Consider the following 12,361-nt stretch of genomic DNA (forward strand, 5'->3'; position numbering starts at 1 on the left):
GCTTCAGAGCATCACGAAGATTCAGGAGAAAGCCGACATGGGAAAAGTCACCGGCTTCATGGAGTACGAGCGTCTGGAAGAGGGCTACGAGCCCATCGAGGCGCGGCTCAAGAACTACAAGGAATTCGTCATCGGCCTGAACGTCGAGCAGGCGAAGCAGCAGGGCGCGAGATGCATGGACTGCGGCACGCCGTTCTGCAACAGCGGCTGTCCGGTCAACAACATCATTCCGGACTTCAACGACTTGGTGTACCGGGGCGGGGACACGGACTGGAAGAGCGCCATCGCGGTGCTGCATTCGACGAACAACTTCCCCGAGTTCACCGGCCGCATCTGCCCCGCGCCTTGCGAGGCCGCCTGCACGCTGAACGTCAATGACGATGCGGTCGGCATCAAGTCGATCGAGCACGCGATCATCGATCGCGCCTGGGCCGAAGGCTGGGTGCCGCCCAGACCGGCGAAGGTGAAGACCGGAAAGAAGGTGGCGATCGTCGGCTCCGGCCCCGCCGGACTGGCTGCGGCACAGCAACTGGCGCGCGCTGGTCACGACGTCACGGTGTTCGAGAAGAACGATCGTGTCGGGGGCCTGCTGCGCTACGGCATTCCCGACTTCAAGATGGAGAAGAGCCACATCGACCGCCGCGTCCAGCAGATGGAAGCGGAGGGCGTGGTGTTCCGCACTGGCGTGATGGTGGCGCACCTGCCCGAAGGCTCCAAGGTGACGAACTGGGCCAAGGACGTGGTCACCGCGGAGGAGCTGTCCCAGCAGTTCGACGCGGTGCTGCTGGCCGGCGGCGCGGAGCAGTCGCGCGACCTGCCGGTGCCGGGCCGCGATCTGGCCGGCGTGCACTTCGCGATGGAGTTCCTGCCGCAGCAGAACAAGCTGAATGCCGGCGACAAGCTCAAGAACCAGATCCGCGCCGACGGCAAGCATGTGATCGTGATCGGCGGCGGCGACACTGGCAGCGACTGCGTCGGCACCAGCAACCGCCACGGGGCCAAGAGCGTCACCCAGTTCGAACTGATGCCGCAGCCGCCCGAGGTCGAGGACCGGCCGCTGACCTGGCCCTACTGGCCGATCAAGCTGCGCACCTCGTCCAGCCACGAGGAAGGCTGCGAGCGCGAGTTCGCGATCGCGACCAAGGAGTTCCTCGGCGAGAAGGGCAAGGTCACCGGCGTGAAGACGGTGCGGGTGGAGTGGGTCAACGGGAAGATGGTGGAGGTGCCAGGCTCCGAGCAGATTCTGAAGGCGGACCTGGTGCTGCTGGCCATGGGTTTCGTCAGCCCGGTGGCGTCGATCGTCGAGGCCTTCGGCGTGAGCAAGGACGCGCGCGGCAACGCGAAGGCGAGCACCGATTTCACCGGTGGCTACAAGACCAATGCGGCGAAGGTCTTCGCCGCCGGCGACATGCGCCGCGGCCAATCGCTGGTGGTCTGGGCCATCCGCGAGGGCCGCCAGGCGGCCCGCGCGATCGACGAGTTCCTGATGGGCGGCAGCGATCTGCCGCGCTAAGCGATCCCGGGCTCGGTGACCGCCGAGCCCCTGAAACAGGAAAGGCCCGTCAGGCGCAAGCCGGCGGGCCTTGTCGTTTCTGGCGTCGGCGTACCGGCAAGAAAAAACCCGCCGTCTTGCGAGGGCGGGTTTGGGTCGGAGTGGAGTCCTCGTCAGTTGCGCAGCGGGATCTCGCGCCAGTTGATCAGCCTCTTGCTGCCACCGACGGCGCCGCCGAGGCCCATCACGTAGTCGCCGTCCTTGACGTTGTTGCCTGGCGTCGCTCCCGGCTTGCCCTGCACCAGGATTTTGATCGTGCCGTTGTCGTCGATGAAGCGGACGTTGTCCACGGCGAACAGCGGGTTGTCGACCGTGATGCTGCCGCCATTCAGGTCCAGCACGAACACCTTGCTGGTGCCGCCCGGGCTGCAGGCGTTATCCGACGAGGGCCTGATGGCTGCGATGACGGCCAGGTTGTCCAGCGCGTCGGCCTCATTGACGACCTCGTATCCGAGGCCGCCGGTCACGGTTTGCAGGTCGATGAAGAAGCCGACCTTGTCGGACCTCAGCGGCGTGTTGCTTGTGCCGTTCACTTCCTGGAAGTCATGGCGCCCGACGTTGCTCTCCGAGTAAGGCATCGTGATGCCCGACGGGAAGTCCGAGCTGTTCGCCGGACGGGCCTGGAAGCCGTCCAGCATCGCGTAGATGCGGTTGGCCCGGGTGCTGATCATGTCGTCCGTGCTCAACAACTGCCCCGTGCCCACGATGATCCAGCGACGATTGCCCGTGGAGTTCACCACCGGAGTCGGCATCGACGTGATTGGCAGCCCGGTGCCCGCGGCGTTCGTGAGCTGCGCGATCTTGGTGGGCGCCGGGTAGGCGCCGCTGGTCGCGGTCAGGTCCAGGCGCCAGACGTTGCCCTTGAGGTCGCCGGCGTAGACAGACTCGACGGTGGCGTCGTAGCGATCGGTGTAGTAGGTCTGCAGGTAGGTCAGGCCGGTCGGCAACTGTGGCGTGCCGCTGTCTCCGGCGGCGGGCAGCGTCACCTTCTGCAGCAGCCTGCCCGTACGGACGTCGAGGATGCTGAAGAAGCCCTTGCCGGACGGATTGTTGAGGCCCGAACCGACGATGACCACCCAGCCGTACTGGGCCGTCTTGGTAATGACCGGCGTGCCGAACGTGAAGCCCATGTCGGCCTCGGTGTACTCCCACAGCACGCGGGATGCCGCGTCCGCCTCGGTCGCCACCGTGTTGGCGGTGGTCAGGTCCAGCGCGTAGATGCTCCTGCCGCCCTTGCCCAGACCGCCGACGACGATGGTGTGCCAGTCCGCCGCGCCCGCCCGGTTGCCGTTCGTGCGGTTGAAGTCCACGTCCGCCGTGTTGGGACGCGCGTCGATCATGTAGTGGTGGACGAAGTCCGGGTTGCCGGTGCTGGCCAGTCCATCCACGCTGGGCGTGCCGCTCGGGCCCATGATCACGGCGTTCGGGATGAACGCGAAGAGCTCGCGGCCGCCGTTCGTGGTGTCGCTGGTGGACCCATTGATCACGTGCACGAGGCCGCTGTTGGCGCCGGCCACCAGGATGTTGGGGCGGTTGCCCTGTCCGCTCGACGACGCATAGGCGTTGTAGCCGGGATTGGTGGCTTCGCTCAACAGGCCGGGGATGGGCGGGCCGACCACCACCACTTGGCTGTTGATGATGTCGCCGACCAGACCGCCGCGCACGCGGTAGGCCTTGGTGCTGTTGCTCGTGACCGAATTCTCCTCATTGCTGCGGTCGCCGCGCACGTAGTTGAGGAAGTTCTGCGAGTCGTCGCCGCTGTAGTAGCTGGTGTTCAGCGCCGTGGTCTGCGCGGTGGTCAGATTGCTGCGGCGGAAGGCCACGCCGGTGCCGGTATTGGTCCCGGTGGGCTTGTAGGTGACGATGTTGCGCGCGGTGTCCCAGCCGGTGCCGGAGGTGCCGACCTGCGCATTGAGCTTGTCGGTGAAGCGCCAGGCCAGCGTGTATCCCAGGGGCGTGCCCATCAGGTTGACGGCGTTGGCCTCGATCTGGCCGGTCCACGCCGACGAGTCGTAGGACGAGCCATAGGCCGAGGTGCCCACGGACACCGCATTGGAGGCGGTGTTGGCCGACGAGGTGTAGGCCTGGATGTTCGCGGCAATGCTGGCGAAGACGCTGGTCAGGCCGTTGACCATCAGGTCCGCGCGCGAGGCGGTGTAGTAGTTGTCCGGGCGCAATTGACCGCCGCCGGCAATGGTCGTGTCGGTCGCGGGGCCGGTGTGCCACCAGCTCTGCGTGATGTCGACGGTCGTGCCCAGCGCGTCCCAGTCGGACGGCAGGTTCGCGCCGCCGTAGCGGGTCGCCAGGTAGAACTGGTTGTTGTTCTTGTAGACCTGGTTTTCCTGCACGTCCAGCCAGTAGGTCTTGATGGTCTGCTTGCCGGTCATGTCCGGGCGGATGTCCTGGCTGTTGGCCCAGTAGGCCATGCCCGCCATCAGCGCGCCATTGTTGGAGCAGCAGCCGCCGTAGTTCTGGGTGTTGCCGATGTTGCCGCCGGCGCCGCTGAGCGCGCCGACCTTGTTGGTCCACGCGATGGCGTCGAAGGCGGTGTCCGCGGCCACCGCCGCCGGCTTGGCCGGCTCGGAGTTGCCGGTGGCGCCGGGCAGGTCACGGTCGGCATGGGTATTGACGTCGCCGATGCCCAGGATGTAGTTCTTCTGACACGAGTAGAGGATCGGATCGCCCCAGTTCGTGATGACGGGGAAGCCGTCCGCGAGCCCCTTCTTCGCGTTGAGGTCCGTCGTGTTGGGATTGGTCCACTCGGGCACGTTGCCCAGGTTGCGGTAATACCGCAGCACGGCGTAATAGAGCTCGCCCACCGGGTCATAGGTCTTGTACGAGCCGGATGCCCCGAACTTGTTGAGGTAGTTCATCACCCCGCTGTTCGCCACGGTGAACCCGTAGTCGGAGGCCGCCATGTCGAGCACGTCCTGCGGGTTGGGGCTGATCTTCATCACACCGGTGGTGCCGTCCCACTCCGCGAGGGAGTTGGCTCTGGGCTGAGCGCCTGGCACCGGCTCGCTCGGTCCGATGAACTTCTGGCGCGCGCGCAGGACGCCGCCGTCGCGGCTCAACGTGGCGTCATTGAGATAGCCGAAGGCGCTGAAGCGGATCTTCTGCGAGTACTTCTGCATCAGCCCTTCGGGCTTGTAGTTGTCGCCGTAAGCGGTGCAGTTGGCCTCCAGGCCGCCAGCGCTCGTGCTGGGGTCGCAGACCTTGACCCGCACGCTGACCTCCCAGACGGTGCGGTCGTCCCACGAGCCATCGGCGGTATTGAAGGCCGAGGGCGTGCCGCTGTTGTAGTCACCCCGGCGCGTGAACCGCATCTTGTTGCCCAGCCCCTGGATGCGCATGTTCACCGCGCTCCAGTTCAACGGCGTCGCGCCGGTGATCACCGTGGTGTCGGACAAGGAGCGGTTGGGGAAGTTGCTGGTGCCTCCCTGGCCACTGGCCCAGGCCTTCTCGATGATGGTCGTGGTGGCGGTGTCGGTGACGCGCAAGCCGCCGGTCAGCGCCCAGCGGAACGGGTCGACGGTCTGCATCGTCGCCCAGTTCAGGAAGTTGCCGCTCCACTTGTTGGTGCAGGTGCGCGTCAAGGTGGCGCCGGCCGGCTGGAAATAGCGGTCGGTCTCAGCCGCCGCCCATACGTAGGTGTAGCACTTGCCCGGGTCGAAGTAGCCCAGGTAGGTGTTCGACGCCGAGTAGTTGGGGTCCAGGTGGGCCGTGCTGACCGCGGTCGGGAATTCCACCGACAGCGCCAGCGCCAGGTTGCCCGGCACGGCGACCGAGGAAAAGATCGGCTGGTTGTCCAGCGCGGGCCGCGGCGTGGTCTGGGCCTGCGTCGTCAGCGCCGGCATCATCGCGCCCAGCGCGAGGGCGGCGACGTACAGGCCGCGCGGGAGGAAGGACTTGTTCATCGGGAACCTCAATTGCTGAACGTCGCCTGGTAGAAGGACTGCGAGCCGCGCGGCCCATCGACGCGCACCGTGACACGGAACAACGGCTTGGGCGGGCGCTTCACGTCCTTGCCACTCTTGACGCCCTGGGTGTCGGTCGAGGCGGTCTGGCAGTTGGTGGGGCTGACCGTGCCGGCGGTCTGGCACATGCGGTCGATGACGTAATAGAGCTTGAGCTGCGGGATGTTGGTGGTGCTCTCGCCGCTTTGCGCGGTGGTCAGGTCGACCACGTTGGCGGCGGAACCATAGCCGCCGACCGCGCCGGGGTTGCTGGTGTCGAGCAGCGCCTGCGGGATGCCTTCCGGCGTGGAGGGCAGCATCGCGGCGCTGTAGTTGAGCGCTGCGTTGTCGGCGTCGGGCGAGCCAAGGCCAGACAGCGTGTCCAGGGCCCTGCGCATCGCGCGGTCGGCCTGGTTGGCCATGTCGCGCTTGAACCCGAAGTTGCCGACGTTGGTCAGCGACGAGTTCATCGAGCGGATCGTCGCGATCGCGCCGATCATCAGGATCACCAGCGTGATCAGCGCGATCACCATGATCACGCCGCGTTCGCGGCGGAAGAGGGAAGGGGTCATGGTCGTTCGTAGGTGTGAGCGCACGGGCATGTCGACTCCCGGCTCAAGGGGGCGGCGGCCGGCCGCTGCTGGCGATCGCGTTGCGCAGCGGGATCGTGAACTCGAGCACGCGGTGGCGGCGCGTGCGATCGGTCACCGTGTAGGCGACCTGCTGGGCCGCGGGCAGACTGGGGAACATGGCCAGCGTGGCGGGGGCCACGTTGACATCCTGCCCGTTGAGCGATTCGCGCAACTCGGAGCGCAGGATCATGCTCACCTTCACGGCCAGGATGCGGGCCATCGTCTGCTGCGCGGTCGCCGAGCCGTCGTTGAGCGCCGCGCTGCCGTAGGTGCCGCCGGTGGGCTCCACCCACGCGTCGACGATGCCGTCGGGGCCCGGGGTGGTGGTGTCCACGCCGTATCGGACGCGCATGTCGACCACGCCGTCGGTCAGCGGCACCGGTGCCTCGCTGCTTCCGTTGGTGAAGCGCAGCAGGTCGTAGCGGACCAGCTGGTTGCTGCTGTTCACACCCAGCAGGATCAGCTTGGGCGAGTTGCCGTTGGCCGCATTGCCGAGCACCGACGCGTTGGCGGTGGCGCTGGTGGAGCGGTCGAGCAGCGACTGCACGCCGATGCTGGATGCGTAGTACGAGCCTGCCAGGTCCACCTGTTGCGAGGGGCCGCCGGTGTAGGCGGCCGCCACCTGCGCCAGCATGCAGGGGCGGTTGGTTTCCGTGACCAGCAGCAGGTCGTCGCCGCGGATGCCCACGGTCGTGGTCAGGCGCAGACTCGTGGCCTGCACGCTGTTCTGGCGCACCTGGGACGCGGTCTCGCCGATGCCGCCGGTGCCCGTCATGACCTGGAGCACGTCCGAGCCGCCGTTGCCCGCGCCGCCGAAGGCCAGCACCGGAATCATCCGCACGGTCGTGGCGACGGTGGAGAAGGGGGCGGGAAAGGCGGCCGGGGACGGCAGGATCTGCGCTCCGCCCTTCGTTGCGTAGAGGGCGCAGCCGAAGGTTTCCGCACGGTTGACCGCGGTGAAACCCGATCCGGCGCTGCGCACCTGGCGATCGAAGTCGTAGGCCAGGTAGCCGGAGTTGGTGGACATGTCCGAGGTCGTCGTGTCCTGGCGCTTGCTGCTCTCGAACCGGGCGGACACCGTCGTCATGGCGACGATCACGATCAACGCGATGACGACCGAGACCATCAGCTCGATCAGCGAGAAGCCGCGTGCCGCGGCGGCACGGATGGAGGGGAGGTGCTGCTTCATGTCAGTTGGTCAGCCGGACGTCCGTGAAGTAGCGGCGCGGGGCGCCGTCGGGCGGCGTCCAGGTGATCGTGATGCGCGCGACGTTGTTGGCCGTGGTGATGACGCCGACACCCGAGGGCAGACCCATGTTGGCCGCGTCGGCGACGCGCGCGTTCCAGGCCGTGACGGTGGCGGTGGGCAGAGCGACGGTGGCGTTCAGCCACATCTCGCTGGCGATCTCATTGGCCAGCACGGCAGCGCGCTGGCTGTCGTCCGTGGCCGCGGTGGCCTGCGACGCGCGCGCCATGAGCGCCATCAGTCCGAGCAGGCCCACCGTCATGATGACGATGGCGCACAGCACCTCGATCAGCGTCATACCGCGTGCGCGGCGCCGCCCGGGGCGGCGATCGGAGGTCGAAGTCATGAGGTGGGCGTCTGGTTGATTTCAGGGCATCCGTCCGGGACGGAATCCGACAGCAGCCGGGTCGATTCGCAGGAGCGCACCGTGCCGCCCAGCGTCAGCCACACCTGCAGCTTGCGCAGGTTGCTGGTCGTGACGGATGGCGCGAAGCCGTAGATGATCCGGCCGTTGGCGCCGCTGGAACAGGCCACGCCGACGCCGGTCTGGTCGCTGGTGAGCTGCAGCGGCCGGCCATTGGCGCCGAAGCACACGGCCGTGGGACCGGAGACGCTGAAAGTCTCGGCGTTGTCCAGCATCACGCCGCATTGCGTCACGGTGGATGTGCCGCCCGTCACCAGCGGGAGGATCTTCACCACCCACCGCGGGCCGGCGGCGTCCGCAGCGGCGTTCGCGGAGCAGGTGGTATCGGACGTGCGATAGAAGACGACCTGGCGGAAGCTGCGCACCGCCTCCGCCTGCGCCAGCTTCAGCGAGGCCTGCAGCGCGCCCGCGCTGCTGCGCATCTGGGCATTCGCGGTCCAGGTCCGCAGACCGGGCACAGCGAGCGCCGTGCCCAGCGCGATGATGGCGACGACGATCAGCAGTTCGATCAGCGTCACGCCGCGGGAGCGGGTCAGCATGTGTCGCCCTTGCGCGTGATCCACTTGGAAGTGCACGTCCAGCCGGTCCCCGGGCCGACGGTGGTCTTGGTGTCCGCCTGGTTCACGGTGTAGGTGAAGCCAGCGGTGTTGCCCGAGCCCACCGCCTGCACGGTGTAGGTATTGGCGGTCAGCGTCGGGCAAGTGATCGTGAAAGTGCCCACTGTCTGCGTCGCGGCGCAGGGGCTGGTGCCGACGCCGGCGACCGTCTGGTAGGTACGGAAGTCCTGGTAATAGCGCTCCATGTTGGCGCGCGTCAGCGTCATTGCGGTGATCGCGTCGGTCAACTGGCCGCGCACCACATAGCTGCGGTAGGCCGGCAGCGCGATCGCCGCCAGGATGCCGATGATCGCCACGACCACCATCAGTTCGATCAGCGTGAAGCCTCGCAGCGCGAGGTGGCGGCCCAGCCGCGAACGGTTCCCGGAAATCCCAGACATGTTGTGCTCCTTGTTGCGCAAATTATCGGTAGCCGCACAAGGAAGGCGAGTCCGCTCGTCGTGCCTCGCGTCCCGCCCGTCTCGCGGCGGCTTCCGTTCGTGACCTTCATCACGGACGAGAGGTTCGATTACAACCTCCGCCGTCAACCCCCCTTTGTCGGGCTGTCGCGAATCGCCACCCCGCCCCAGAGGACCTCCGGCATCAATTCGGGCTTTACCCTATGATCCCGGCTCCCGGACGCCTGCCGCCCGGCTTCGTCCCGGATCCATCCCTAGGAAATGGCATTCACTGATCCCAATTCATCCAATAACGTCCGTCCACTGATTGAAGTGAAGGATGTGACCGTCGGCTATGGCGATCGGGTCATCCTGAAGAATGTCAACGTGACGTTGCCGCGCGGCAAGGTGATGGCCCTGATCGGGTCGTCCGGCGGCGGCAAGACGACGCTGCTGCGGCTGCTGACCCGCCAACTGCGGCCCCAGTCCGGGCAGGTGCTGTTCGACGGCCAGGACCTGGCGCCGATGGACCAGACCCGGCTCTACGCCCAGCGCCGCCGGATGGGCATGCTGTTCCAGTTCGGCGCGCTGTTCACCGACCTGAGCGTGTTCGAGAACGTCGCCTTCCCGCTGCGCGAGCACACCCGGCTGTCCGAACCGATGATCCGCGACCTGGTCCTGATGAAGCTCAACGCGGTCGGCCTGCGCGGCGCCCGCGACCTGATGCCCAACGAGGTCTCCGGCGGCATGGCGCGCCGCGTCGCGCTGGCGCGCGCGATTGCGCTGGACCCGGACCTGGTGCTCTACGACGAACCCTTCGCGGGCCTGGACCCGATCTCGCTGGGCGTCACCGCCCGCCTGATCCGCGACCTCAACGACGCGCTGGGCCTGACCAGCGTGATCGTGTCGCACGACATCCATGAAACCTTCGGCATCGCCGACCACGTGGTGATGGTGGCCAACGGCGGCGTCGTCGCCCAGGGCACGCCGGACGAGTTGCGCCACAGCACGGATCCGCTGGTGCATCAGTTCGTCAACGCCGAATCCGACGGCCCGGTGCGCTTCCACCAGCCCGCCAAGCCGGTGCGCGAAGACTTCGGCCTGCCCGAGGAGGCCTCGGCATGATCGGCCTGGCGACTTCGATCGGACGCGGCCTGCGTCTGAAGCTCGGTGACTGGGGCTGGTCGGCGCGCCTGCTGGGCGCGCTGCTGCTGCACCTGGGCGCCTGCCTGCGCCGCTTCGCGCTCGTGCGCGAGCAGATCTACTTCCTGGGCAACCGCTCGCTGTCCATCATCGGCGTGTCGGGGCTGTTCGTCGGCTTTGTGCTGGCACTGCAGGGCTACTACACGCTGCAGCGCTACGGCTCGGCCGAGGCGGTCGGCCTGCTGGTCGCGCTGAGCCTGGTGCGCGAGCTCGGTCCGGTGGTGGCCGCGCTGCTGTTCGCCGGCCGCGCCGGCACCTCGCTGACCGCCGAGATCGGCCTGATGAAGGCCGGCGAGCAGCTCAGCGCCATGGAGATGATGGCCGTCGACCCGGTGCAGCGCGTGCTCGCGCCGCGCTTCTGGGCCGGCTTCATCGCGATGCCGCTGCTGGCGGCGGTGTTCTCCGCGGTGGGCATCCTGGGCGGCTGGCTGGTGGCGGTGCCGCTGATCGGCATCGATGCGGGCTCGTTCTGGTCGCAGATGCAAGGCGGCGTGGACGTGTTCAAGGATGTCGGCAACGGCTTCGTCAAGAGCGTCGTGTTCGGCATCACCGTGAGCTTCGTCGCGCTGCTGCAGGGCTACGCCTGCAAGCCCACGCCGGAAGGCGTGTCGCAGGCGACCACCCGCACCGTGGTGCTGTCCTCGCTCGCGGTGCTGGGTCTGGACTTCATCCTGACCGCCATGATGTTCTCGATCTGACGCGCGGCGCGGATCGACGACCCGACAACTGAATTCAAGAGATATCTCGGAGTTGCCTGATGCAATCCTCTCGTTATGACGCGCTGGTCGGCTTCTTCGTCCTGCTGGGCGGCGCGGCTCTGCTGTTCCTGGCCTTGAAGGCCGGCAACCTGCTGACGCTGAACTTCCAGGACACGTACACGGTCACCGCCAAGTTCGACAACATCGGCGGCCTGAAGCCGGGCGCCGCGGTCAAGAGCGCGGGTGTCGTGGTCGGCCGGGTCGGCACGATCTCGTTCGACGACAAGAGCTTCCAGGCGCGCGTCATCCTGAAGATGAACCAGGGCGTGGCCTTCCCCAAGGACAGCTCGGCCAAGATCCTGACCTCCGGCCTGCTGGGCGAGCAGTACATCGGCCTGGAGCCGGGCGCGGCGGAAAAGAACCTCGCCACGGGCGACATCATCACGCAGACCCAGTCGGCGGTGGTGCTGGAGAACCTGATCGGCCAGTTCCTCTATAACAAGGCGGCCGACGCCTCCTCGGTGCCGGCCTCGGGAGAAAAACAATGACGACCATCACGACGGCCGGGGCTCGCGTCCCGTCCGATCTTGCCGCCGCGTTGCTGAGCGCGGCCCTGCTGGGCGCCTCGCTGCCCGCGCTGGCGCAGGCTGAACAAGCCCTCGAACAGGACCTGATCCGCGTCGATGCCGCGGTCTCGGCCGTGGAGACCGCGATGGTCCGCCAGGCCGGTGAGGCCGGTGAGGCCGGCGAGGTCCGCGCGTCCTCCGATGGCGAACAGGCCCCGGCCTCCGCCGAGGACCAGGCCTCGCCGCCGGCGTCCGCCGCGTCGGCGGCCGAGCCCGCCGCGGCTGGCCAGGCCGGTGCGGCCGCCGCCGCCGCGGACGAGGCCCCCGCGCCCGGACCGCGGGTGCGCAACCGCCTGGACCCGTGGGAGAACTGGAACCGCAAGGTCTTCAACTTCAACGAGAAGCTGGACGAGCACGTGCTGCGTCCGGTCGCCACCGCCTACTCGGACCTGGTGCCGCAGCCGGCGCGCCAGGCGGTGGACAACTTCTTCGGCAACTTCTCCGATGCCTGGTCGGCGGTCAACCTGTTCCTGCAGGGCCGCTTCAAGAACGGCGCGACGCAGACGATGCGGGTCGCGGTCAACTCGGTGTTCGGCATTGCCGGCCTGATCGACATCGCCACGCCCGCCGGCCTGGAGAAGACCTCCGAGGACCTGGGCCGCACGCTCGGCTACTGGGGCGTCAAGACCGGACCCTATATCGTGTGGCCGCTGCTGGGCCCGTCGTCGCTGCGCGATTCGGTGACGCTGCCGGTCAACGCCTACTACTCGCCGGCCTATCTCTTCGACGACGGCGAATACAAGTTCGCGATCACCGCGCTGCAGGTGATCAACACCCGGGCCAACCTGCTGCGCGTGACCGACATGCTGGATGGCATCGCGCTGGACAAGTACACCTTCGTGCGCGATGCCTACCTGCAGCGCCGCAACGTCAAGACGCACAAGGAACAGGAAGAAGAGGATGACTACGAGGTCATCTCGCCCGACGAGAAGCCGGTCAATCCGCAGAGCGACCGCTGACCGAGGTAACAACCGGTAACGCCCGCCGCGGCGTCCGGTGAACCGGCACCGGACTTGCCGCGTTGCGGATG

Annotated in this window: 11 protein-coding genes; 5 read left to right on the forward strand and 6 right to left on the reverse strand. The window is 67.4% G+C overall.

The window, feature by feature from the left end; all coding sequences use genetic code 11:
• Positions 1-37: 37 nt before the first annotated feature.
• Positions 38-1,513, forward strand: a complete 1,476-nt coding sequence (locus ACEN96_RS05205; RefSeq protein WP_495586990.1) for a glutamate synthase subunit beta — start codon at positions 38-40, stop codon at positions 1,511-1,513.
• 152 nt (positions 1,514-1,665) lie between these two features.
• Here the strand turns inward: ACEN96_RS05205 and ACEN96_RS05210 are convergent, their stop codons facing one another.
• The 6 genes from ACEN96_RS05210 to ACEN96_RS05235 are packed head-to-tail and all read right to left on the reverse strand — an operon-like array spanning position 1,666 to position 8,807.
• Positions 1,666-5,469: a pilus assembly protein gene (locus ACEN96_RS05210; protein ID WP_495586991.1), complete on the reverse strand. Its 3,804-nt coding sequence runs from the start codon at positions 5,467-5,469 to the stop codon at positions 1,666-1,668.
• A gap of 8 nt (positions 5,470-5,477) precedes the next feature.
• Entirely contained in the window at positions 5,478-6,080 is a 603-nt protein-coding gene (locus ACEN96_RS05215; RefSeq protein WP_495586992.1) for a pilus assembly PilX family protein, read from the reverse strand.
• A gap of 43 nt (positions 6,081-6,123) precedes the next feature.
• Entirely contained in the window at positions 6,124-7,329 is a 1,206-nt protein-coding gene (locus ACEN96_RS05220) for a PilW family protein (protein ID WP_495586993.1), read from the reverse strand.
• Position 7,330: 1 nt separating this feature from the next.
• Positions 7,331-7,732: a type IV pilus modification PilV family protein gene (locus ACEN96_RS05225; RefSeq protein ID WP_495586994.1), complete on the reverse strand. Its 402-nt coding sequence runs from the start codon at positions 7,730-7,732 to the stop codon at positions 7,331-7,333.
• Positions 7,729-8,349 (reverse strand): pilus assembly FimT family protein, encoded by a 621-nt coding sequence (locus tag ACEN96_RS05230; protein WP_495586995.1) that lies wholly within the window; start codon positions 8,347-8,349, stop codon positions 7,729-7,731. The genes ACEN96_RS05225 and ACEN96_RS05230 overlap by 4 nt, the downstream gene beginning before the upstream one ends.
• The gene (locus ACEN96_RS05235; protein WP_495586996.1) at positions 8,343-8,807 is read right to left on the reverse strand and encodes a type IV pilin protein; all 465 of its coding nucleotides are present in this window, start codon (positions 8,805-8,807) and stop codon (positions 8,343-8,345) included. The genes ACEN96_RS05230 and ACEN96_RS05235 overlap by 7 nt, the downstream gene beginning before the upstream one ends.
• 279 nt (positions 8,808-9,086) lie before the next feature.
• On the opposite strand from ACEN96_RS05235, the gene ACEN96_RS05240 reads away from it, so the two are divergent.
• The 4 genes from ACEN96_RS05240 to ACEN96_RS05255 are packed head-to-tail and all read left to right on the forward strand — an operon-like array spanning position 9,087 to position 12,290.
• Positions 9,087-9,929, forward strand: coding sequence for an ABC transporter ATP-binding protein (locus ACEN96_RS05240; RefSeq protein WP_495586997.1), 843 nt, complete (start codon positions 9,087-9,089; stop codon positions 9,927-9,929).
• The gene (gene mlaE, locus ACEN96_RS05245; protein WP_495586998.1) at positions 9,926-10,705 is read left to right on the forward strand and encodes a lipid asymmetry maintenance ABC transporter permease subunit MlaE; all 780 of its coding nucleotides are present in this window, start codon (positions 9,926-9,928) and stop codon (positions 10,703-10,705) included. Before ACEN96_RS05240 ends, mlaE begins: the two co-directional genes overlap by 4 nt.
• Positions 10,706-10,764: 59 nt before the next feature.
• Positions 10,765-11,253: an outer membrane lipid asymmetry maintenance protein MlaD gene (gene mlaD, locus ACEN96_RS05250; protein WP_495586999.1), complete on the forward strand. Its 489-nt coding sequence runs from the start codon at positions 10,765-10,767 to the stop codon at positions 11,251-11,253.
• The gene (locus ACEN96_RS05255; protein WP_495587000.1) at positions 11,250-12,290 is read left to right on the forward strand and encodes an MlaA family lipoprotein; all 1,041 of its coding nucleotides are present in this window, start codon (positions 11,250-11,252) and stop codon (positions 12,288-12,290) included. The genes mlaD and ACEN96_RS05255 overlap by 4 nt, the downstream gene beginning before the upstream one ends.
• Positions 12,291-12,361 lie beyond the last annotated feature (71 nt).

This window comes from Roseateles sp. Mitsp63, assembly GCF_059491535.1.

What these genes read in the sequence shown, in the direction of transcription:
- ACEN96_RS05230 (WP_495586995.1), bottom strand. Translation starts at nt 8,349, where the DNA reads ATGCTGACCCGCTCCCGCGGCGTGACGCTGATCGAACTGCTGATCGTC.
- ACEN96_RS05205 (WP_495586990.1), top strand. Translation starts at nt 38, where the DNA reads ATGGGAAAAGTCACCGGCTTCATGGAGTACGAGCGTCTGGAAGAGGGC.
- ACEN96_RS05255 (WP_495587000.1), top strand. Translation starts at nt 11,250, where the DNA reads ATGACGACCATCACGACGGCCGGGGCTCGCGTCCCGTCCGATCTTGCC.
- ACEN96_RS05235 (WP_495586996.1), bottom strand. Translation starts at nt 8,807, where the DNA reads ATGTCTGGGATTTCCGGGAACCGTTCGCGGCTGGGCCGCCACCTCGCG.
- ACEN96_RS05240 (WP_495586997.1), top strand. Translation starts at nt 9,087, where the DNA reads ATGGCATTCACTGATCCCAATTCATCCAATAACGTCCGTCCACTGATT.
- ACEN96_RS05225 (WP_495586994.1), bottom strand. Translation starts at nt 7,732, where the DNA reads ATGACTTCGACCTCCGATCGCCGCCCCGGGCGGCGCCGCGCACGCGGT.
- mlaE (WP_495586998.1), top strand. Translation starts at nt 9,926, where the DNA reads ATGATCGGCCTGGCGACTTCGATCGGACGCGGCCTGCGTCTGAAGCTC.
- ACEN96_RS05220 (WP_495586993.1), bottom strand. Translation starts at nt 7,329, where the DNA reads ATGAAGCAGCACCTCCCCTCCATCCGTGCCGCCGCGGCACGCGGCTTC.
- ACEN96_RS05210 (WP_495586991.1), bottom strand. Translation starts at nt 5,469, where the DNA reads ATGAACAAGTCCTTCCTCCCGCGCGGCCTGTACGTCGCCGCCCTCGCG.
- ACEN96_RS05215 (WP_495586992.1), bottom strand. Translation starts at nt 6,080, where the DNA reads ATGACCCCTTCCCTCTTCCGCCGCGAACGCGGCGTGATCATGGTGATC.
- mlaD (WP_495586999.1), top strand. Translation starts at nt 10,765, where the DNA reads ATGCAATCCTCTCGTTATGACGCGCTGGTCGGCTTCTTCGTCCTGCTG.